The sequence below is a fragment of the Streptomyces sp. NPDC031210 genome (assembly GCF_055570395.1).
This window is the reverse complement of sequence record NZ_JBVIHH010000005.1, coordinates 144068-165758: the sequence shown is the minus strand read 5'-3', so window position 1 is coordinate 165758 and position 21691 is coordinate 144068. Positions and strand designations below refer to the sequence as shown.

Genomic DNA, 21691 nt, shown 5'->3' with positions numbered 1-21691 from the left:
GACCCCCTCATCCTCAGGAGAAGCACAAGCATGCGACTGAACCAGCTCCAGGTCGACGACTACCACGCCAACGGATTCCTGCTGCTGGAATCCCTGCTGGACCAGCGGGAAGTGGAAGCGCTGCGCTCCGCCTTCCTCCGTGACAGCAAGGTCCCCGGACCGCAGGTCGTCACCGAGGAGGGCGGCACCGACGTCCGCGCGGTCTACTCCTCGCACCAGCGCCAGCCGGAGTACGCCGGACTCATCCGCGACCCGCGCATCCTCCAGCCCGTACAGCAGTTGCTCACCGACGACGTCTACATCTACCAGTTCAAGATCAACGCCAAGCCGGCCTTCGGCGGCGACAAGTGGGCCTGGCACCAGGACTACCTCGCCTGGCGCGTAGCCGACGGACTGCCCGCGCCCCGGCAGATCAACATCGGCGTCTTCCTGGACGACGTCACCGAGTTCAACGGCCCGGTCATCTTCCTGCCCGGCTCGCACCGCGGCGGACTCGTCCGCGAGGGCCGCGCGGAGGCCGCCAAGTCCGACCAGCACCTCGACCCCGACGACATCTCCCTCACCCCCGAGCAGCTCGCCGAACACGTCGACCGCCACGGCATGACCAGCCCCAAGGGCCCGGCCGGCTCCGTCGTGCTCTTCTCCCCGGAGATCGTCCACGGCTCCGCGCCCAACATGTCGCCGTTCGCCCGCCGCCTGCTGATCGCCACCTATAACGACACCGCCAACCTGCCGCGCCCGGCCGGCGAGCCCCGCCCCGACTACGTCGTGTGCCGGGACACCGAGCCGCTGCGCCCCCTGCCCGCGCCGTTCTCCCAGACCCTCGAGACGGTGACGGCATGACGGCCGCGACGGGACGCGCCGTCGTCCTGGAGGAGTTCGGCGAGCCGCTGCGGCTGCGGACGTTCGACCTGCCGCCGGCCCCCGACGGCGGCATGATCGTCGCCTGCGGCTACGGCGGCATCTGCGGCACCGACCTGCACCTGCGCCAGGGCCACCTGGACATCCCCGTGCCGCTCGTCCTGGGCCACGAAGGGCTCGGCGTCATACGGGAGTTGGGCATCGGAACCCACCAGGACGCCACCGGCGCGCCGCTGGCCGCCGGCGACACGGTGATGTGGGCGTCCTCCATTGCCTGCGGCGTCTGCCCGCCCTGCCGGCTGCACCGCGAACCGACCCTGTGCGAGAACCGCCGCACCTACGGCGTCAACCGCTCGCTCGCCGACGGCCCGGAGCTGTCCGGCTCCTGGGCTGACCACATCGTGCTGCACCGCGGCACCACCGTGGTCAAGGTCGCCGACGGCACCGACCCGCTCGCCGCCATGTCCCTGGCCTGCGCCGGGCCCACCGTGGCCCATGCGCTGTACGAGCGCCGGCCGGTACGGCTGGGGGAGACCGTCGTGGTCCAGGGCAGCGGCCCGGTCGGCCTGGCGGCGGCGGCCTTCGCCCAACTGGCGGGGGCGGCCAAGGTCATCGTCGTCGGCGGTCCGGCCGGCCGGCTGGCGCAGGCCGCCGCGGCCGGTATCGGCGACGTGCACCTGGACATCGCCGGCGCCGCCGACCCCGAGCAGGTCCTGCGCGAGGTACGGGCGGCCACCGGCGGGGACGGCGCCGACCTGGTGATCGAGTGCGCCGGGGTCCCGGCGGCCGTGGGACAGGGCCTCACCCTGGCCCGCCGCGGCGGCAGCTACCTGGTCATCGGCCAGTACACCGACGCCGGGGACACCCTTCTCAACCCGCACCAGATCGTCCACCGGCAGTTGGACGTCATCGGCTCCTGGGCCTTCACCGGCGCCCACCTGGTCGAGTACGTACGGCTGCTGCCGGCCCTCACCGCGCGGTTCGACCTCGCGAGCCTGGTGACGCCCTTCCCACTGGAGAAGCACGCCGACGCGCTGTCGGCGGTGGCCACCGGCTCGGTGATGAAGGCCGTGCTGACTAGCTGACCCCGGCGGCCCCGACCGGCCGAGACAGGAGCGGCGGACGGCCTGACGGCGTGCTCGGTGCCGTCGGGCCGTTCGCTCGTGTCCGGGCGCGCCCGGTGTCGTCAGGTCGTCCGCCGCTCCTGGCCGGCGAGCGAGCCGACCGCCGTCTCCGTCTGGCGGTCGTCGGGCAGATAGGCCAGGAAGTGATGCCCCGGCTCGTCCACCGCGGCGAGCTTGACGTACCGCAGCCGCAGGTCGCCCGCCACCGGATGCCGGAAGTGCCGCACGGCCGGGTGGAACGCCGCGGTCTCCCGGGCGTCGTACCACCGGGCCGCGTCCGGATCGGCCAGCAGCTCCTCGGTGATCTCCGCGTACCGGCCGTCCTCGGGATGCCGGGCCGCCTTCGCGCGGAACTGCCCCAGCAGGCTTCGGGCCTCCGGCTCCCACTCCGCCAGCAGCGTCCGGGCGGGCGGCCAGCGGAACACCAGCCACAGCAGGTTGCGCTGCTTGGGCGCCAGCCGCGCCGGGTCGGTCAGCAGCGCCGCGTAACCGGTGTTCCACGCCAGCAGGTCCCAGTGCGGGTCGAGGACCACGGCCGGATTCGGCGCCAGCGCCTCCACCAGCGACAGCAGATTCCGCGACACCCAGCCCGGCGGCGGCCCGGCCGGCGCGGCCCGCTCCACGAAGGACAGGACGTGCGCGGTCTCGTCCGCGTCCAGCAGCAGGGCGCGCGCCACCGCCCGCAGCACCTGCTCCGACGTACGGACCCGGCCCTGCTCCAGCCACGCGTACCAGGAGCTGCTGATCCCGGCCAGCTCCGCGACCTCACCGCGCCGCAGACCCGGCGTACGGCGCCTGGGCGAGCCCGGCAGCCCCACCTCACCCGGCGTCAGACGCTCGCGCCGGGAGCGCAGGAAAGCACCCAGTTCCCGGCGCGGCCCCTCCGGGCGCGGGCCGCCCGCCCGGGCACTCCCGGGGGCGGCGCCCGCCCCCGTGTTCCCCGCCGGTCCCACGCCGCGCATACCCGCCGCTCCTCCCAAGTGCCCCGCTCTTTCCCCCGGCCCGGCCGCCGCGGAGCGCCCGGCAGGGTGTGAGAAAGGGTAATCGGCTGAGGTCCGGGGACGGCGGGCGGCGGTGATGGGCTGGAGGTCGCCGGCCCGAGAGGCACCGAGGGCCCGAGAAGCCCGGAGCCCAGGGACGGCCGGCGACAGCGAAAGGAGCACCCTCGTGGACACACCCGCCCCCGGCACCACCGAGGCCACCACCCCGGGCCCCGGCACCCCTGGCCCCGCCCCCGGCACCGCCAAGGCCACCCCGGACACCCCCAGCCTCGGCACCCCCGAAGCCCCCCAGCCACCCGCCGGTCTACCCGCCGCCTCCCTCCGCCTCCTGCGCGCCGCCGGCTTCGTCAGCAACTTCGACCGCTTCTGCATCACCCCGATGCTGCTGCTCATCGGCACCCAACTCGGCGTCTCCCTGCCGACCGTGATGCTGGCGGCCAGCGGCTACTTCCTCTGCTACGGCCTGATGCAGCCGGTCTGGGGCCTGGCCAGCGACCGGATCGGCCGGGTACGGGTGATGCGCCTGTCGCTGACCGGGGCGGCCGCCGCCTCCCTGTGCTCGGTGCTCGCCCCCGACGCGCCGGTCCTGATCCTCGCGCGCGCCGCCGCCGGCGCCTTCTTCGCCGCGTCCATCGCCGCGTCCATCACCTACGTCGGCGACACCGTGCCCGCCGAGGTCCGGCAGCGGCCGCTCAGCGAGCTGATGACCGCCTTCGCCCTGGGCACGGCGGTCGCCACGGTCGTCGCCGGCGCGTTGGCCCACTACGTCAGTTGGCGACTGGTCTTCGCCCTCCCCGGCCTGATCGCCGTCTACCTGGCCGTCGCCCTGCGCCGCCTGCCCGAACCGCCGCGTCCGCCGGCCGGTTCCCTCCTCGCCCCGATCCGCGTGGTGCTGCGCTCACGCTGGCAGTGGTACGTGATGGCCGTCGCGATGCTCGAAGGCGCCGTCCTGCTCGGCTTCCTGACCTACGTCGCACCCGCCCTGGAGGCCCAGGGTGCCTCGGCCACCCTGGCGGGCGCGGTCTCCGCGCTCTACGGCGTCGGCTCGATGGCGGCGGCCCAGATGGTCAAGCGACTGGTCGGCCGGTGGACACCGGTCCGCCTCATCGTGGCCGGCGGCGTACAGATGGCCGCCGCGTTCTCCCTCGCCGCGGCCAGCCGGTCCGTCCCGGCCCTGGTGGTGACGGCGCTGCTGCTGGGCGGCGGCTGGTCGTTCATGCACTCCACGATCCAGTCCTGGGCCACCGCCCTGTCCCCGACGGCCCGCGCCACCGGCGTCGCCATGTTCGGCCTGGCCCTCTACGTCGGCAGCGCCCTGGCCAGCACGCTCGCCGCCGCCCCCGCCGAACACCACGCCTACCAGGGCCTGTTCCTGACGGCCGCGCTCCTCACCGTCCCGTTGACCCTCGCCGCCGCCCTGGGCCGCGCCCGCTACCGCCCCTGACCCCCACCCCGGGGTGCGGCCACTCGCCCCCACACCCCGGCCCCGCACCCAGGTATCGAACCAACCCCCTGGGTCAACAGCGCCCCGACCAGAGGTCCCCCCTGGCCGGGGCCGCTCCACGCCCTCTGGTCCGTCCCTGGGCCGTGCTCATACTCTCCAGACATGCCCGGGCCGTCCGTGGGGTGTCCGAGGCCCTCCACAGACGGCCGGCAACGAGCGGCAACGACCGCGACGAGGCGCCGGAGCGCCCGGCAGGGGAAACCCCCTACACCCAACTGTCGAACCACATCCGGTGGTGCCAAGCCGACTTCGGGATCGGTTGGCCCGTGTAGAGCGGGTAGAAGTAGATGAAGTTCCAGGCGATGAGGAGGAGCAGTACGCCGGCGCCGACCGCGCCGATTGTGCGGCGTCGTTCTGTGGAGCCGGGGGGGCCGATGAGGGCGCCGGTCAGCATGGCCAGCGCCAGGCAGAGGAACGGTACGAAGACCACGGCGTAGAACAGGAAGATGGTCCGCTCCTGGTAGAGGAACCAGGGCAGGTAGCCCGCCGCGACGGCGCAGGCGATCGCGCCGGCCCGCCAGTCGCGCCGGAACAGCCAGCGGTAGAGGACGTACAGCAGCGCGAAGCACGCCGCCCACCACAGCAGCGGTGTGCCCAGCGCCAGGACCTCGCGGGCGCAGCCCTCGGCGGCCGTGCAGCCGTCCTGGCCGGCCTTGGGGTCCTCGTAGAAGTAGGAGACCGGGCGGCCCAGGACCAACCAGCTCCACGGGTTGGACTGGTAGGTGTGCGGCGTGGTCAGTCCGGTGTGGAAGGAGTAGACCTCGGTCTGGTAGTGCCACAGGCTGCGCAGCCAGTCCGGCAGCCAGGTCCATGAGCCGGTGCGGCCCTCCGTGGTCGTCGCCCAGTCGCGGTAGTAGCCGCCCTTGGTGGCCAGCCAGCCCGACCAGGACGCGAGGTAGGTGGCCAGCGCGACGACGACGGTCGCGCCGAACGCGGGCAGGACGTCGCGGCGCAGCACGGCGCGCAGCGGATGCCGGGCGCCGGCCGTACGCCGCGCCGCCACGTCCCACAACACCGCCATCAGGGCGAACGCCGCCAGGTAGTACAGGCCGTTCCACTTCGTCGCGGCGGACAGGCCCAGGCACAGCCCGGCGACGATCCGCCACGGCCGCCACCCCAGCCGCAGCCCGTCACCGACCTCCTCGTCCGGGCGCGCCAACTGGTCCGGGCCCACGGGAAGCGCCGCCGCCAGCCGGGCCCGGGTGCGGTCGCGGTCCACCAGCAGGGCGCCGAAGGCGGCCACCACCCAGAACATCACGATCAGGTCCAGCAGCGCGGTGCGGCTCATCACGAAATGCAGCCCGTCGACGGCCAGCAGCGCGCCGGCCAGACAGCCCAGCGCGGTCGAGCGCAGCAGCCGGCGGCCGATGCGGCACACCAGCAGCACCGACAGCGTGCCGAGCAGCGCGACGGTGAACCGCCAGCCGAAGGGGTTCATCCCGAACACCCACTCGCCGGCCGCGATCAGCCACTTGCCCATCGGCGGGTGCACGACATAGGAGTGCTCGGGCGTGAGCAGGATCTGCGGCGGGTGGCCGACCAGCGCGTCGTTGGCGTTCTTGGCCCAGGTGCCCTCGTAGCCGTACTGGAGCAGTGACCAGGCGTCCTTGGGGTAGTACGTCTCGTCGAATATCACCTTGCGTGGGCTGCCCAGGTTCCAGAACCGCAGCAGGCCCGCGAACAGCGCCACCAGCAGCGGTCCGACCCAGGCCGACCAGCGCGCGGCCCGGGCGGCGCCCGCCGGGCCCACGCCGAACACCGCCCACAGCCGCGTCCCCGGCTCGGGGAAGGCGGGCACCAGCCGCTCCCGGACATCGGCCCGCGGGCGGCCGGCGTATCCGAAACGGCGCAGCCGCCGCTGCCACCCGGGGTACTGGGGGGCCGGCTCCATGGCGCGGTGGGCCGCGGCGTCGGTCGTGGTGTCACTCGTCACCGGCCCATCGTAGGGAAGGCCCCTGTGGCCCGGCGCGCTGCGCCACCGGCGGGTGGCGGCGGGTCGGCCGTGGCGGCCCTGGGAGGATGGTGGTGTGACTGGAACGCTGGTACTTGCAGGGACGCCCATCGGCGAGGTGGCGGACGCCCCGCCGCGGCTCGCCACCGAACTCGCGGCCGCCGACGTGATCGCCGCCGAGGACACCCGGCGACTGCGCCGGCTGACCCAGGCGCTGGACGTCGTGCCGACCGGCCGGGTCGTGTCGTACTTCGAGGGCAACGAAGCGGCCCGCACCCCGGAGCTGGCCGACGCGCTGGCCGGCGGGGCGCGGGTGCTGCTGGTCACCGACGCCGGGATGCCGTCGGTCTCCGACCCCGGCTACCGCCTGGTCGCCGCCGCCGTCGAGCGCGGTGTGAAGGTCACCGCCGTACCGGGCCCCAGCGCCGTCCTCACCGCGCTCGCGGTCTCCGGCCTGCCGGTGGACCGCTTCTGCTTCGAGGGATTCCTGCCCCGCAAGGCGGGCGAGCGGCTCTCCCGGCTGCGCGAGGTCGCCGCCGAACGCCGCACCCTGGTCTACTTCGAGGCTCCCCACCGCCTGGACGACACCCTCGCCGCGATGGCCGAGGTCTTCGGCGCGGACCGGCGCGCCGCGGTGTGCCGCGAGCTGACCAAGACCTACGAGGAGGTCAAGCGCGGCCCGCTGGGCGAACTCGCCCCCTGGGCGGCCGAGGGCGTCCGCGGCGAGATCACCGTCGTCGTCGAGGGTGCCCCGGACACCGGCCCGCAGGACGTGGGTCCCGAGGAGCTGGTGCGCCGGGTCCGCGTCCGGGAAGAGGCGGGGGAGCGGCGCAAGGAAGCCATCGCCGCGGTCGCCGCGGACGCCGGTCTGCCCAAGCGGGAGGTGTTCGACGCGGTCGTCGCGGCGAAGAACGCGGCGGTCGCGGCGGAGAAGGCGGCCGGTGGGGCGGAGAAGGCGGCCGGTGGGGCGGAGAAGGCGGCCGGTGGGGCGGAGAAGGCGGCCGGCGGCGCGAAGGATTCGGCCAAAACCGGACCGTCGGAAGGTAAATGACTAACCTGGAAGGTAAAGCGCGAGGCCACGCGGCGGGGCCTTTCCTCTGTGCCCGGCCAAAACTGGGCCAATAGGGGGCCCAGGCCGCTGCGCCGGGCCGGGGAAAGGAGTCCACTGGCCAGTGGGACGTCCGGTCCCCGAAGACCTTGTCCAGCGGACAAGAGGAGCGCCAATGAGCGAGATCGCACCCACTCCCGCCACCGACGCAGCCCCGCCCGCCCCCCGTCAGGAACCCGCGGCCCACGAGGCGTACGCCTTCGCGTGCATGCGCTGCGGCCACGGCTGGGAGCAGGCGTACGAGATAGAACACCACGTGGACGCCACCGGCGACATGCACGTCGTCTATTACGCCGACGGTGAGCGGGTGCCGTCCCCGTTGACCCGGCCCGTCTGTCTGAACTGCGCTGGCAACGTGGTGCGCATCATGCGTGCCGGCCAGGTCTCGCGGGTCTCGCACGCGATCGCGAGCCTGCACCAGCGCCGCCCCGCCGACGACGATCCCGCCGAGCCGCGGACGGCCCCGGACAGCACGGGCCCCACCTCCGACGACACCACCCGGCGCCACCACTGGCACCTCTCCGACCTGCTGCACCCCTTCCAGCACCACCACAGGTGAGGCCCGGGCCGCGGCCCTCGTAGGATCGCGGCCATGGCACAGCACGAGAGGGACACCCCGCCGCCGCTGCCCGAACCACTGCGGGTGGCGGTCGCGGACTCGCACACCCACCTGGACATGCTCCCCCGGACAACGCCGGACGGTGCCCCGACCGACACCGTCGAGGAGGCGCTGGCCAAGGCCGCCTCCGTCGGGGTCACCACCGTCGTCCAGGTGGGCTGCGACGTGGCCGGCTCACGGTGGGCCGCGGACACCGCCGCCGCGTACGACAGCGTGCGGGCCACCGTAGCGCTGCACCCCAACGAAGCGCCCCGGATCGTCCTCGGGGACCCCGATGGATGGTCGCGGCAGGATGCCCGCGAAGCCGGCGGCGACGCCGCCCTGGACGCGGCCCTGGCGGAGATCGACGCGCTGGCCGCACTCGCGCACGTCAGCGGCGTCGGCGAGACCGGCCTGGACCACTTCCGCACCGGCCCCGACGGCATGGCCGCCCAGCAGCGGTCCTTCCGCGCCCACATCGAGATCGCCAAACGGCACGACAAGGCCCTCGTCATCCACGACCGCGACGCCCACGAGGACGTCCTGCGGATCCTGCGCGAGGAGGGCGCGCCCGAGCGGGTCGTCTTCCACTGCTTCTCCGGCGACGCCGAGATGGCCAAGGTCTGCGCGGCGGCCGGATACTTCCTCTCCTTCGCCGGAAACGTCACCTTCAAGAACGCCCAGCCGCTGCGCGATGCGCTCGCCGTTGCCCCACCCGAACTGGTGCTCGTCGAGACCGACGCCCCCTTCCTCACCCCCGCGCCCTACCGCGGCCGGCCCAACGCGCCCTACCTCATTCCCGTCACCCTCCGTGCGATGGCCGAGGTCAAGGGCATGACCGAGGACGCGCTGGCCTCGGCCGTCGCGGCCAACACGGCACGCGCCTTCGGCTACTGACGCCCCCGCGGACCGCACGCCACCCCCGGCGCGGCCACGCTGAGTAGCGGGTCGACTTTGGAGAGTCACCGTCGCCTCCGCTACATTCCGGCCGTCAACCCGCATCAGTGGCATGTGGAGCGTCGTGAGTCATTCGCAGAGCAGCCACCGCGCCGCGCGCGGCCGCCGCGGCCGGAGCCCGGGCACCACCGTGGCCCCGCCGTACGAGCCCTCCTACGAGCCGTCCTACGAGTCCCCGTACGAGCCCCGGTACGAGCCCCCCTACGAGCCCTTCCCCACGCCGTCGTACCCGCCGCCGTACCCGCCCTACGAACCACCCGCCCCCTATCGGCGCTACGGCCCCCGGGCCGCGACCGGGCCGCGCGGCCTGCTGCCCCACCAGTCCACCTCCCCCGACCCGCCGCCCCCCGCGCCCGCCGGCCCCACCCTGCCGCCCGCCCCCGGCGGCCGCGCCGCCGCCCGCCGCGCCGCCCGCGAGGCCGCCCGTCGCAAACGCCCCGCCCCCACCCCCGAAACGCTGCGCCGGCTGCTGCCCCGCGCCCTGGTCGTCGCCTTCCTCGCCGGCGGCACCACCGCCTTCATCGCCCACGACAAAGCCGTCCGGCTCAGCGTCGACGGCACCCCCCGCACCCTGCACACCTTCGCCGACGACGTGGACGACCTGCTCGCCGACGAACACCTGCACATCGGCCGGCACGACCTCGTCGCCCCCGCCCCCGGCACCGCCCTGGGCAACGGCGACGAGGTCGTCGTCCGCCACGGCCGCCCCGTCGTCCTGACCATCGACGGACAGCGCCACCAGGTGTGGACCACCGCGGCCACCGTGGACGGCGCGCTGCGCCAACTCGGCGTCCGCGCCGAGGGCGCCTACCTCTCCAGCTCCCGCCACCATCGCATCGACCGGCACGGCCTGGAGCTGGCCGTCCGCACCGAACGCGCCGTGGTCTTCGTCGCCGACGGCCGCGAATACCGGGTCCGCACCAACGCCGCCACCGTCCGCGAGGCCCTCGCCCAGGCCGGCCTCGCCCTGCGCGACCAGGACACCACCTCCGTCCCGCCGGACAGCTTCCCGCGCGAGGGCCAGACCATCTCGGTACTGCGCATCACCGGCTTCCAGGAGGTCCGCGAGGAGACCGTCCCCTTCCGGACGATCAAGCGGCCCGATCCGAGCCTGACCCGCGGCACGCAGTCCGTCGTCCAGCAGGGCCGGCCCGGCGTGCGCCGGGTCACCTACCGGCTGCGGACCGTCAACGGCGTCAAGCAGAAGCCCAAGCAGGTGGCCACCGAGGTCGTCCGGGCGCCCCGCCCGCAGATCGTGCACCTGGGCACCCGCGTCCTGCCGACCTCGGTCCAAGGCGCCGGCCACCTCGCCTGGGACGCGCTCGCGCGGTGCGAGGCCGGCGGCCGGCCGAACGCCGTCGACACGTCCGGCAACTACGGCGGCCTCTACCAGTTCGACGTCGCCACCTGGCACCGCCTCGGCGGCCACGGCCGCCCCCAGGACGCGCCCGCCCAGGAGCAGACCTACCGCGCCAAGAAGCTCTACATCACCCGGGGGGCGAGCCCGTGGCCGGTGTGCGGCCGTAAGCTTCACCGGTGAACGAGCGCAGCGAGCGAACAACGGAAAGGCGCGCACGGCGGGCGACCGCGGCGGCGCGCAGCGAGGCTTCGGCATGACTGAGAGCACCACCCCCGACGAGTCCGGTCCTCTGCTGGGGCCCGCCGATGTCCGCGAGCTGGCCACCGCGCTGGGCGTACGCCCCACCAAGCAGCGCGGCCAGAACTTCGTCATCGACGCCAACACCGTCCGCCGGATCGTGCGGACCGCCGACGTGCGGCCCGACGACGTCGTCGTCGAGGTCGGCCCCGGGCTGGGGTCGCTGACCCTGGGACTGCTGGAGGCCGCCGACCGGGTCGTCGCCGTCGAGATCGACGACGTGCTCGCCGCCGCGCTGCCCGCCACCGTCGCCGCCCGGATGCCCGACCGCGCCGACCGCTTCGCGCTGGTGCACAGCGACGCGATGCAGGTCACCGAGCTGCCCGGGCCCGCGCCGACCGCGCTGGTCGCCAACCTCCCCTACAACGTCGCGGTGCCGGTGCTGCTGCACATGCTCGCGGCGTTCCCCACCATCGACCGCACCCTGGTCATGGTCCAGGCCGAGGTCGCCGACCGGCTCGCCGCCCGCCCCGGCAACAAGGTCTACGGCGTGCCGTCGGTCAAGGCCAACTGGTACGCCGAGGTCAAGCGGGCCGGCTCCATCGGCCGCAAGGTCTTCTGGCCCGCGCCCAACGTCGACTCCGGCCTCGTCTCGCTGGTCCGCCGCGAGAAGCCGCTGGAGACGACCGCGAGCCGCGCGGAGGTGTTCGCGGTGGTCGACGCGGCCTTCGCCCAGCGCCGCAAGACCCTGCGGGCCGCCCTCGCGGGATGGGCCGGATCGGCCGCCGCCGCGGAGGCCGCGCTGGTCGCCGCGGGCGTCTCGCCGCAGGCCCGCGGCGAGGCCCTGACCGTCGAGGAGTTCGCGCGGATCGCCGAACACAAGGGACCGGGTGGCACGCCGGGCATCCGGCAGGCGGGAGACGAAGCCGTATGAGCCGCACATCGATCACCGTCCGCGTCCCGGCCAAGGTCAACGTCCAGCTCGCCGTCGGCGCCGCCCGCCCGGACGGCTTCCACGACCTGGCCAACGTCTTCCTCGCCGTCGGCCTCTACGACGAGGTCACCGCCACCCCCGCAGACAGCCTGCGGATCACCGCCGAGGGCCACGACACCGACCAGATCCCGCTGGACCGCACGAACCTGGCCGCCCGTGCCGCCGAACTGCTGGCCGCCCGGCACGGCCTGGAGCCGCGCGTCCACCTCCACATCCGCAAGGACATCCCCGTGGCGGGCGGCATGGCCGGCGGCAGCGCGGACGCCGCGGCCGCCCTGCTGGCCTGCGACGCCCTGTGGTCGACGGGCGCCTCGCGCACCGAACTCCTCGACATCTGCGCCGAGTTGGGCAGCGACGTGCCGTTCAGCTACGTCGGCGGCGCGGCCCTGGGCCGCGGTCGCGGCGAGCTGCTGACGCCGCTGAGCGTGGGCGGCGCGTTCCACTGGGTCTTCGCGGTCGCCGACGGCGGACTGTCCACCCCGGCCGTCTACCGCGAGTTCGACCGCCTGACGGCGGGTACGGACATCCCCGCGCCCGAGGCGGACCCGGCGCTGCTGGCCGCCCTGGAGAGCGGCGACGCCACCGCCCTCGCCGCGACGCTGAGCAACGACCTCCAGCCCGCGGCACTGTCCCTGCGCCCCACCCTGACCGCGACCCTCAACGCCGGCACCGCCGCCGGCGCCCTGGCCGCCCTCGTCTCCGGCTCCGGCCCGACCACCGCGTTCCTGGCCAAGGACGCCGAGGCCGCCCAGGACGTGGCGGCGGCGCTGCTGGCATCGGGCACCTGCCGCCAGGTGCGGGTGGCGGATTCTCCGGCGGCGGGGGCGACGGTCCTCTAGCGGGGGCGACGGTCCTCTAGGGGGCGGGCGAACAGATCCCGTAGGGGATGCGAGCGCCCCCTGCGGGCCACAACGGGGCGGGGGCGGGCGGAGTTCCCGTTTCCCCGCCCCCTTCCCGCGGCCGTCGCCCTGCGCCGGGCGTACTCAAGCGCCCGGGGGCACTACTGCGCCGGGGAGCCCTCAAGCGCCCGGCAGCCCGGCGTCCTTGACGGCGGAGACGAAGGACGTCCAGGCGGCGGCCGGGAAGACGATCGCGGGGCCGTGCGGGTCCTTGGAGTCGCGGACGGGGACGACGCCGGGGAGGTCGTCGACGACCTCGACGCAGTTCGCGCCGTCACCGTTGGTGTAGCTGCTCTTGCGCCAGACGGCGGTGCTCAAGTCAATTCGGCTGCTTGCCATTTCGGTAGTCCTCTGCGGCCGCCTCGATCAGGGTGAGGGACGCCTTCGGCGGTAGCGCGGCGGCCCTCAGCCGATCGTATGCCTTGCGGTATTTCTTCACGAGGGCCGAATCGTCGATGGTGTCACTGCTGTACTCCGATTCCAGGTAGGCCAGCGGCGGGGCATCCGGGAAGGTCAGGAGCTGCAGCAAGCCCACCGCCATGAGGGGGTGCGGTCCGCAGTTCCACGGCAGGATCTGTGGAATGACCCGGTGGCGCCTCGCCAGCGCCGCGATGCGGTCGAGCTGATCGGCCATCTCCTCCGAAGGGAGCATCGGGCATCGCAACACGTGCTCGGGCAGGATCACCCAGTATTCCGGGGTCTTGGGGTCGTCCTCGAACAGGCGGGCCCGCGCCATGCGGGCGCTGATCTTCACCTCCACCTCCTCGTCGGTCGCCAGCGGCTGCGTTGCCCGCACCAGTGCCCGCGTGTACGCCGCCGTCTGCAACAGGCCGGGGATGAGGGTCGGGCACCACTCCTCGATGCTCTCCGCGCGCTTCTCCGCCTCCAGGATGTCCTCGTAGTAGGGGGGATGGCCCTTCCGCTTCGCCTTTCGCACGTCCTCGCACCGCCGCCCGAAGAACCCGTCGGTACCGAGCACCTTGTCCACATGCTCGGCAAGATCCGCCGGCATGCGTCGCTCGCCGCGCTCGATCTCGCTGAGGTGGCTCGGGCCGTAGAAGCTGCCCTCGACCAGTTGCTGGAGGGTGAGTCCGGCCAGCTCCCGCTGGTAGCGCAGTTCCTTGCCGTAGAAGGTCGGAACTCCCGTCGAGCCGTCAATGTCCTTGCGTCGTGCCACGCTTCACCGCCGTACAGGTATGTGCTTCACGGTTTTCCGGACGAGCCCCGGCGGTTCCCCGCGTTTCCCCCACTCGCACCGCACATTCCCGAGGCCACGGCCGGGAGCCCAAACCCCTTTCACGCTACGCCGCGTCACGTCACTGTGTGAGCGATTCGTCGCCATGCGTAAAGGAAGGCGCAGGTTCGATGTCCACTGACCACCCCACCCCCGACGACGTGCGGGACAGCGCCGAAGAGCTGCGTACCGCGCTCAAGGACAACGGCATCACGCTGCCGTCGCTCGGCGTCGATCTGCCCGGCTTCGCGGGCAGCTACGCCGTTCCGCTCGTCGCCCTCGGTAATTGCCACGCGGCCACCGCCCGCAGGCTCGCCGAGGCCCTCCGTAAGGCGGCCACCCGTTGAAGGGACCGACCGGCCTCGTCCGAACGCTCTTTGCCGCGCTGCTGGGTCGGTTGCTTCCGGCTCGCGGCGGCCATCGGGCGGTCGGCAGCAGCGGTGTCCTGTCCGCCACGGCCTGGTCGTCGGCGCCTCCGGCGAGGCGCCGGCTCGTGCGCGTCACCCGGGTCCCGCCCGGCCTGCTCGTGCTGTCCGGCGAGCACAGCCTCCTCGTCCGGCCCTACGTGTGCGCGTCGGAGGCGGAACGGCGCCCTGCGGCTCAGGACGTCAGGCGCCGGGAGCTGGACGAGACCGTGCGCAGACTCAACACATGGTCGTCCGGTGGGGGCGGACGCCGATGAGGCCGCCCGAAGAGCGGGGCGCCCACGCCACGCCCCCGGCAGCCGCCGGCACCCCCGGCGACCCGCCGGCCGGCCGAGGGCGGGCCGTCGCCGCCCGCCGCGAACCCGCGCGGAAGGGCCCCCGTCCGCCGCCGACTAGGCTGGGTGCGTCTATCGATGTGCAACGCAGGAGTGAGATGGCCGTCAACCTCGTCAATCTGGAAGCCGTCGGCAAGGTCTACGGGACCCGTGCCCTGCTCGACGGTGTCTCGCTCGGTGTCAACGAGGGGGACCGGATCGGCGTCGTCGGGCGCAACGGGGACGGCAAGACCACCCTGATCCGGATCCTCGCCAAGCTGGAGAGCGCGGACGACGGCCGGGTCACGCACTCCGGCGGGCTGCGGCTCGGCGTGCTGACGCAGCACGACTCCCTCGACCCGGCCGCCACCGTCCGGCACGAGGTCATCGGCGACCTCGCCGACCACGAGTGGGCGGGCAACGCCAAGATCAGGGACGTCCTGACGGGCCTGTTCGGCGACCTGCACCTGCCGGGCTTCGAGAAGGGCCTGGACACCGTCATCGGGCCGCTGTCCGGTGGCGAGCGGCGGCGGATCGCGCTGGCCAAGCTGCTGATCGCCGAGCAGGACCTGATCGTCCTGGACGAGCCCACCAACCACCTCGACGTCGAGGGCATCTCCTGGCTGGCCCGGCACCTGCGGGCCCGCCGCTCCGCGCTGGTGGTCGTCACCCACGACCGGTGGTTCCTGGACCAGGTCTGTACCCGCATGTGGGACGTCCAGCGCGGCGACGTGCACGAATACGAGGGCGGCTACAGCGACTACGTCTTCGCGCGGGCCGAGCGCGAGCGGATCGCGGCCACCGAGGAGGCCAAGCGGCAGAACCTCATGCGCAAGGAGCTGGCGTGGCTGCGGCGCGGCGCCCCCGCCCGCACCAGCAAGCCCCGCTTCCGCATCGAGGTCGCCAACGAACTCATCGCCGACGTGCCGCCGCCGCGGGACACCGCCGAGCTGATGAAGTTCGCCAACTCCCGGCTGGGCAAGACCGTCTTCGAGCTGGCGGACGTCACCGTCCAGGCCGGGCCGAAGGTGCTGCTCAAGCACCTGACCTGGCAGCTCGGCCCCGGCGACCGGGTCGGCCTGGTGGGTGTGAACGGCGCGGGCAAGACCTCGCTGCTGCGGGCGCTGGCCGACGCGGCCCGCACCCAGGGCGAGGCGCAGCCCGCGGCCGGCGAGATCACCGTCGGCAAGACCGTCAAGCTGGCCTACCTCTCCCAGGAGGTCGCCGAACTCGACCCCGCGCTGCGCGTGCTGGAGGCCGTCCAGCGGGTGCGCGAGCGGGTCGACCTCGGCAAGGGCCGGGAGATGACCGCCGGGCAGCTCTGCGAGCGGTTCGGTTTCAGCAAGGAGAAGCAGTGGACGCCGGTCGGCGACCTCTCCGGCGGTGAGCGGCGCCGGCTGCAGATCCTGCGCCTGCTGATGGACGAGCCCAACGTCCTGTTCCTGGACGAGCCGACCAACGACCTGGACATCGAGACCCTGACGCAGCTCGAGGACCTCCTCGACGGCTGGCCCGGCTCGATGATCGTCATCAGCCACGACCGGTACTTCATCGAGCGGACCACCGACCGCGTCTTCGCGCTCCTGGGCGACGCCCGGCTGCGGATGCTGCCGCGCGGCCTCGACGAGTACCTGGAGCGCCGCCAGCAGGTGATCGACGCCGCGGTGCCGGCGCCGTCGCAGCAGGCCGCGGCGCCCAAGAAGGCGGCGGCCGTCAACCGCGCGGCGCAGAAGGAACTCCAGAAGATCGAGCGGCAGTTGGACAAGATCGGCGGCAAGGAGTCCACGCTCCACGCGCAGATCGCCGAGCACGCCACCGATTTCGAGAAGGTCGCCGGTCTCGACGCCCGCCTGCGGGAACTGGCGGCCGAGCGGGACGAGTTGGAGATGCGCTGGCTGGAGCTGGCCGAGGACGCGTAGCGGAGCGGGGCGCGCGGGGCGGCCGACCGGCCACCCGGCGGCAATCGGCCCGTATATGGCCAGGATCCGGCATTCCGGTGGTCTTCTCCCCGGTACGCCCGCGCCCGGCCACCCGAACGTGTAGCTTCCCGGGGACGACGGGCCCGGCGGGGGCCGGGGGCGGGATCCGCCGGGGACTGAGGGGGTGGCTCGATGGGCGTACGGCTGATGGTGGTCGACGATCACCGTCTGCTCGCCGAGGCGCTCGCCTCGGCCCTGAAGCTGCGCGGGCACCGCGTGCTGGCGGCGGCCGCGCCGTGCGCCGGCGCCGCTGACCTGGTGGTGAGCCGGGCGCCCGAGGTGTGCCTGCTGGGGACCGCCGCACCGGCCGAGCCGGGCGCGTTCGACCCGGTCGTACGGATCAAGAAGGAGCGGCCGCAGGTGGCGGTCGTGGTGCTGGGGCCGGTGCCCAGCCCGCGCGGTATCGCCGCCGCGTTCGCCGCCGGCGCGTCCGGCTACGTCCGCAACGACGAGCGCATCGAGGGCGTCGAGCGCGCCATGATGAAGGCGCGGGCGGGCGACGCGGCCGTCTCGCCGCAGTTGCTCCAGCAGGCGTTCGAGGAGCTGCTGCACCCCGCCGCCCAGCCCGACGACGAGGGCGCGCGGCTGCTGCGGCTGCTCACCCCGCGCGAGGTGGAGGTGCTGATGCGGGTCGCGGACGGTGAGGACACCCGGCTGATAGCGGCCGGGATGGACATCGCGCCGAGCACCGCGCGCACCCATGTGCAGCGGGTCCTGATGAAGCTGGAGGTCGGCTCCCGGCTGGAGGCCGCGGCCCTGGCGGCGCGTACGGGGCTGCTGGAGCGGGCGGCCAGGGGCGACGGGGCGGCACCGGCGGCGGAGCCGGAGGACGCGGCCCCGCCGTCGTAGTTCGGTCAGTGGCCCGAGTGGTCGTCGATTCCTTCCCGCAGTTCGGCGGCGGTCGGCGGGAGGGCCGGCCGCAGCTTCAGCCAGACGAGGAAGAACAGGCCCAGGGCGAGCATGCCCAGCCCCGTCCACAGGTTGATGTTGATGTCCTGGGCCTTCTTCAGGTCCGCGTCGGAGGCGGTGAGGCCGGCGAGGGTGACGATCACGCCGTAGACGGCGAACAGGCCGCCGATGATGCGCCGTACGTCGAACAGCCGCGCCGCGGTGGCCGACTCGCGTTCCAGTTCCTCGACCTCGTGCTGGTAGTCGCTCATGGTGTGCGTTCCTCGGCAGACTCAGAAGGAGAAGGGGATGTAGCACAGGGCGGCGAGGGCGACCGCGCCCCAGCCCAGCAGGGCCGGCTTGCGGTACCACGCGTCGTCTCCCGCGGCGGGCGGTTCCTCCATGCCGGGTGACCTGGAGCCGTAGACCAGGCCGGCGAGGGACGCGGCCGGCTTGGGTTCGGTGACCAGGGTGACGACGAGCATCACCACGGCGCCGACGACGAACGCGACGATCGAGGAGACGAAGTTGGCGCCCTGCTCGGAGGGAATGGCGATGACGCCCTGCTTGTAGAGCCCGAAGTAGTTCACCATCGCGGCGGTGGTGCCCGACAGCAGGCCCCAGAACCCGGCGGCGGCGCTGGTGCGCTTCCAGAACATCCCGATGATGAACACCACGAACAGCGGGACGTTGAAGAAGGAGAACAGCGTCTGGAGGTAGTTCATGATGTTGCTGAAGGACGAGGCGATGAAGGCCGTGCCCATGCCGATCAGCACGCCGACGGCGGTGACGACGCGGCCGGTGGCGAGGTAGTGGCGGTCCTCGCGGCCCTTCTTCAGGTACGCGGCCCAGATGTCGTTGGTGAAGACGGTGTTGAACGACGACACGTTGGCGGCCATGCCGGCCATGAAGGCGGCCAGCAGACCGGTCACCGCGATGCCCAGCACCCCGTTGGGCAGCAGGTCCCGCATGAGCACCGGAATGGCGTCGTTGTACTGGAGCCCGTCCTTGGTCTTGCCCAGCGTCGGCTCCATGACCAGGGCGATCAGGCCCGGAACGACGACGACCAGCGGGATGAGGATCTTGGGGAAGGCGGCGATGAGCGGGGTGCGCCTGGCGGCGGAGAGGTTCTTGGCCGACAGGGCGCGCTGCACCTCGGCGAAGTTCGTCGTCCAGTAGCCGAAGCTCATCACGAAGCCCAGGCCCAGGACGATGGTCAGCCAGTTCGCGCCGAGCGGGTTGCCCTCGCCGATGCCGGTGCCCTTCCAGGCCGTCAGGAACGCGTCGCCGTGTGAGGAGGAGAGCGAGTCGGTCAGGCCGTCCCAGCCGCCGACGCGCTTGAGGCCGACGACGGTCAGGGGTATCAGCGCGGCCAGGATGACGAAGAACTGGAGCACCTCGTTGTAGATCGCCGAGGACAGGCCGCCGATGGTGATGTACGCCAGGACGAAGAAGCCGGCGACGACGATCGCCACCCACTGCGGCCAGCCGAGCAGCGCCTGGAGCACGATCGCCATCGCGTAGAGGTTCACGCCCGCGATGAGCACCGAGGAGACGGCGAAGATCACCGACGACAGCAGGTGCGAGGACGGGCCGAAGCGGTGCAGCAGGAACTCGGGCACCGAGCGGACCTTGGAGCCGTAGTAGAACGGCATCATCACCAGGCCGAGGAAGACCATCGCCGGGATGGCGCCGATCCAGTACCAGTGCACGGTGTACGCCCCGTACTGGGCGCCGTTGGCGGCCATGCCGAGGATCTCGGTGGCCCCCAGGTTGGCGGCGACGAACGCCAGACCGGTGACCCAGGCGGGCAGGGACCGGCCGGACAGGAAGAAGTCCAGACTGGTTTTGACGCTGCGCCGGGCCGCGAAACCGATGCCGAGCACGACGGCGAAGTACAGGGCCAGGATGGTGTAGTCGAGTCCGTTGGTGGGGAGCCGGAGCCCTTCAGCCAGGGTGATCATGGGCACTCTCTTCGGGGGCGGGGAAGAACGCACAAAAAGCTACGCGCACCCCGCCGGAAACTGAACACTTCTGTTGGTTCAGTTTGTTGGATCGTGATCGACCAGGACGGTATCGGCGGCAATGCCCGCCGCAGGGCCCCACGTTGACGCGCCTGTTGCCTTGTGCTTCATTGTGTTTGTTTGTGTTCGGTAGTCGTGTGAGGAGCCCCGTGAAAAAGACGTCGACCCGACTGGCGGACGGCCGGGAGCTCATCTACTACGACGCCCACGACGACGCCGTACGCGACGCCACCGACCGCCGCCCCCTCGACCCGGTCTCCACCGCCTCCGAGATCCGCCACGACCGCCTCCTCGGCGACCGGGTGGCCGTCGCCTCCCACCGCCAGGGCCGCACCTACCACCCGCCGGCCGACGCCTGCCCGCTGTGCCCCTCCCGCGACGGCCGGCTGTCCGAGATCCCCGCCCCCCACTACGACGTCGCCGTCTTCGAGAACCGCTTCCCCTCGCTCGCCGGCGACAGCGGCCGCTGCGAGGTCGTCTGCTTCACCCCCGACCACGACGCGTCCTTCGCCGACCTCACCGACGACCAGGCCGCCCTCGTCCTGGACGCCTGGACCGACCGCACCGCCGAACTCTCCCGACTCCCCGGCGTCGCCCAGGTCTTCTGCTTCGAAAACCGCGGCGCCGAGATCGGCGTCACCCTCGGCCACCCGCACGGCCAGATCTACGCCTACCCCTTCGTCACCCCCCGCACCGAACGGACGCTGGCCTCCCTGGCCGCCCACCGCGAGCGCACCGGCGGCCGCAACCTCTTCGACGACGTCCTCGCCGACGAACGCGCCGACGGCCGCCGCGTCGTGCTGGACGGCGACCACTGGACCGCCTTCGTGCCCTACGCCGCCCACTGGCCCTACGAGGTGCACCTCTACCCCAAGCGCCGCGTCCCCGACCTGCTCGCCCTGGACGACGCCGCCCGCAAGGAATTCCCCCAGGTCTACCTGGAGATCCTGCGCCGGTTCGACCGGCTCTTCGACGCGGGCACCGGCCCGGACCGCCGCCCGGCGGCCGCGGCGCGCACGCCGTACATCGCCGCCTGGCACCAGGCGCCCGTACACGCCGCCGACCGCGCCGAGTTCGCGCTGCACGTCGAGGTTTTCACCATTCGCCGCACTTCCGGCAAGCTGAAGTTCCTCGCGGGTTCCGAATCCGGCATGAACGTGTTCATCAACGACGTGCCGCCGGAGGCCGCGGCCGAGCGACTGCGAGAGGTAGCGAGTCAGTGAGCAACACCGTGTCGTCCCCGGGGGCCACCCCCGTAGCCCGGAAGTACCTGGTCACCGGCGGTGCCGGCTATGTCGGCAGCGTCGTGGCGGCGCATCTGCTGGAGGCCGGCCACGAAGTGACTGTGCTGGACGACCTGTCCACCGGCCACCGCGAGGGCGTCCCCGAGGGCGCCCGCTTCATCGAGGGCCGCATCCAGGACGCCGCCCGATGGCTGGACCCCTCCTACGACGCGGTGCTGCACTTCGCCGCGTTCTCGCAGGTCGGCGAGTCCGTGGCGGACCCCGAGAAGTACTGGCGCAACAACGTCGGCGGCAGCATGGACGTGCTCACCGCCATGCGCGACAACGGCGTGCGCACCCTCGTCTTCTCCTCCACCGCCGCCACCTACGGCGAGCCGGTCACCACCCCCATCACCGAGGCCGCGGCGACCGCGCCCACCAGCCCCTACGGTGCCAGCAAGCTCGCCGTCGACCACATGATCAGCGGCGAGGCCGCCGCGCACGGCCTGGCCGCCGTCTCCCTGCGCTACTTCAACGTCGCCGGCGCCTACGGCACCTGCGGCGAGCGCCACGACCCCGAGTCCCACCTCATCCCCCTCGTCCTCCAGGTCGCCCAGGGCAAGCGCGAGGCGATCTCCGTCTTCGGCGACGACTACCCCACCCCCGACGGCACCTGCGTACGCGACTACATCCACGTCGCCGACCTCGCCGAGGCCCACCTCCTCGCCCTGGACGCCGCGACCGCCGGCGAGCACCTGATCTGCAACCTCGGCAACGGCAACGGCTTCTCCGTACGCGAGGTCATCGAAACCGTCCGCAAGGTCACCGGACACCCCGTCCCCGAGATCACCGCCCCGCGCCGCGGCGGCGACCCGGCCGTCCTGGTCGCCTCCGCCCAGACCGCCACCGACCGGCTCGGCTGGCGGCCCACCCGCGCCGACCTCGCCGGAATCGTCGCCGACGCCTGGCAGTTCGCACAGCACCTCGACCGCGACCCCGCCCGGACCTAG

General features: G+C 73.0%; 20 protein-coding genes. 14 read left to right on the top strand and 6 right to left on the bottom strand.

Going from position 1 to position 21691, the window contains the following annotated elements:
* Positions 1-30: 30 nt before the first annotated feature.
* Both ACZ45Z_RS12090 and ACZ45Z_RS12085 read left to right on the top strand, forming a co-directional pair.
* Positions 31-843 (top strand): phytanoyl-CoA dioxygenase family protein, encoded by an 813-nt coding sequence (locus ACZ45Z_RS12090; protein ID WP_468360225.1) that lies wholly within the window; start codon positions 31-33, stop codon positions 841-843.
* Positions 840-1946: a zinc-binding dehydrogenase gene (locus ACZ45Z_RS12085; RefSeq protein WP_468360223.1), complete on the top strand. Its 1107-nt coding sequence runs from the start codon at positions 840-842 to the stop codon at positions 1944-1946. The genes ACZ45Z_RS12090 and ACZ45Z_RS12085 overlap by 4 nt, the downstream gene beginning before the upstream one ends.
* Before the next feature lie 101 nt (positions 1947-2047).
* Here ACZ45Z_RS12085 and ACZ45Z_RS12080 read toward each other — a convergent pair whose 3' ends face one another.
* Positions 2048-2947: a helix-turn-helix domain-containing protein gene (locus tag ACZ45Z_RS12080; RefSeq protein WP_468360220.1), complete on the bottom strand. Its 900-nt coding sequence runs from the start codon at positions 2945-2947 to the stop codon at positions 2048-2050.
* Between the two features lie 205 nt (positions 2948-3152).
* Here ACZ45Z_RS12080 and ACZ45Z_RS12075 point away from each other — a divergent pair, with 205 nt between their 5' ends.
* Entirely contained in the window at positions 3153-4430 is a 1278-nt protein-coding gene (locus ACZ45Z_RS12075) for an MFS transporter (protein ID WP_468360217.1), read from the top strand.
* Positions 4431-4695: 265 nt separating this feature from the next.
* On the opposite strand, the gene ACZ45Z_RS12070 is transcribed toward ACZ45Z_RS12075, so the two are convergent.
* A complete protein-coding gene (locus ACZ45Z_RS12070; RefSeq protein WP_468360782.1) occupies positions 4696-6381 on the bottom strand; it encodes a dolichyl-phosphate-mannose--protein mannosyltransferase in 1686 nt (561 codons plus the stop codon).
* Positions 6382-6517: 136 nt separating this feature from the next.
* On the opposite strand from ACZ45Z_RS12070, the gene rsmI reads away from it, so the two are divergent.
* From rsmI to ACZ45Z_RS12040, 6 genes are all read left to right on the top strand, one after another.
* Positions 6518-7492 carry a 16S rRNA (cytidine(1402)-2'-O)-methyltransferase gene (rsmI, locus tag ACZ45Z_RS12065; RefSeq protein WP_468360214.1) on the top strand — a complete coding sequence of 325 codons (975 nt, stop codon included), beginning with the start codon at positions 6518-6520 and terminating at the stop codon, positions 7490-7492.
* A gap of 172 nt (positions 7493-7664) precedes the next feature.
* A complete protein-coding gene (locus ACZ45Z_RS12060; protein ID WP_468360211.1) occupies positions 7665-8108 on the top strand; it encodes a hypothetical protein in 444 nt (147 codons plus the stop codon).
* A 33-nt stretch (positions 8109-8141) separates the two neighbouring features.
* Complete coding sequence (locus ACZ45Z_RS12055; RefSeq protein WP_468360208.1) at positions 8142-9044, top strand: TatD family hydrolase; 903 nt, start codon at positions 8142-8144, stop codon at positions 9042-9044.
* A 112-nt stretch (positions 9045-9156) separates the two neighbouring features.
* Positions 9157-10644, top strand: a complete 1488-nt coding sequence (locus tag ACZ45Z_RS12050) for a ubiquitin-like domain-containing protein (RefSeq protein ID WP_468360205.1) — start codon at positions 9157-9159, stop codon at positions 10642-10644.
* A 73-nt stretch (positions 10645-10717) separates the two neighbouring features.
* Entirely contained in the window at positions 10718-11635 is a 918-nt protein-coding gene (rsmA, locus tag ACZ45Z_RS12045) for a 16S rRNA (adenine(1518)-N(6)/adenine(1519)-N(6))-dimethyltransferase RsmA (protein WP_468360202.1), read from the top strand.
* Positions 11632-12534: a 4-(cytidine 5'-diphospho)-2-C-methyl-D-erythritol kinase gene (locus ACZ45Z_RS12040; RefSeq protein WP_468360199.1), complete on the top strand. Its 903-nt coding sequence runs from the start codon at positions 11632-11634 to the stop codon at positions 12532-12534. Before rsmA ends, ACZ45Z_RS12040 begins: the two co-directional genes overlap by 4 nt.
* Before the next feature lie 180 nt (positions 12535-12714).
* On the opposite strand, the gene ACZ45Z_RS12035 is transcribed toward ACZ45Z_RS12040, so the two are convergent.
* The gene (locus ACZ45Z_RS12035; protein WP_468360196.1) at positions 12715-12933 is read right to left on the bottom strand and encodes a DUF397 domain-containing protein; all 219 of its coding nucleotides are present in this window, start codon (positions 12931-12933) and stop codon (positions 12715-12717) included.
* Positions 12914-13771, bottom strand: coding sequence for a helix-turn-helix domain-containing protein (locus ACZ45Z_RS12030; protein WP_468360193.1), 858 nt, complete (start codon positions 13769-13771; stop codon positions 12914-12916). The genes ACZ45Z_RS12035 and ACZ45Z_RS12030 overlap by 20 nt, the downstream gene beginning before the upstream one ends.
* Before the next feature lie 188 nt (positions 13772-13959).
* Here ACZ45Z_RS12030 and ACZ45Z_RS12025 point away from each other — a divergent pair, with 188 nt between their 5' ends.
* The 3 genes from ACZ45Z_RS12025 (at position 13960) to ACZ45Z_RS12015 (ending at position 17395) form a co-directional block, all read left to right on the top strand.
* Entirely contained in the window at positions 13960-14175 is a 216-nt protein-coding gene (locus ACZ45Z_RS12025) for a hypothetical protein (protein WP_468360190.1), read from the top strand.
* Between the two features lie 511 nt (positions 14176-14686).
* Positions 14687-16486 (top strand): ABC-F family ATP-binding cassette domain-containing protein, encoded by a 1800-nt coding sequence (locus tag ACZ45Z_RS12020; protein WP_468360187.1) that lies wholly within the window; start codon positions 14687-14689, stop codon positions 16484-16486.
* Between the two features lie 192 nt (positions 16487-16678).
* Positions 16679-17395, top strand: coding sequence for a response regulator transcription factor (locus ACZ45Z_RS12015; RefSeq protein ID WP_468360184.1), 717 nt, complete (start codon positions 16679-16681; stop codon positions 17393-17395).
* A 5-nt stretch (positions 17396-17400) separates the two neighbouring features.
* Here ACZ45Z_RS12015 and ACZ45Z_RS12010 read toward each other — a convergent pair whose 3' ends face one another.
* Both ACZ45Z_RS12010 and ACZ45Z_RS12005 read right to left on the bottom strand, forming a co-directional pair.
* On the bottom strand, positions 17401-17706 hold the full coding sequence (locus ACZ45Z_RS12010; RefSeq protein ID WP_468360181.1) for a hypothetical protein: 306 nt from the start codon (positions 17704-17706) through the stop codon (positions 17401-17403).
* Positions 17707-17727: 21 nt separating this feature from the next.
* Positions 17728-19398 carry a sodium:solute symporter family protein gene (locus ACZ45Z_RS12005; RefSeq protein WP_468360178.1) on the bottom strand — a complete coding sequence of 557 codons (1671 nt, stop codon included), beginning with the start codon at positions 19396-19398 and terminating at the stop codon, positions 17728-17730.
* 209 nt (positions 19399-19607) lie between these two features.
* On the opposite strand from ACZ45Z_RS12005, the gene galT reads away from it, so the two are divergent.
* Positions 19608-20681: a galactose-1-phosphate uridylyltransferase gene (galT, locus tag ACZ45Z_RS12000; RefSeq protein WP_468360175.1), complete on the top strand. Its 1074-nt coding sequence runs from the start codon at positions 19608-19610 to the stop codon at positions 20679-20681.
* Positions 20678-21691 carry a UDP-glucose 4-epimerase GalE gene (galE, locus tag ACZ45Z_RS11995; protein WP_468360172.1) on the top strand — a complete coding sequence of 338 codons (1014 nt, stop codon included), beginning with the start codon at positions 20678-20680 and terminating at the stop codon, positions 21689-21691. Before galT ends, galE begins: the two co-directional genes overlap by 4 nt.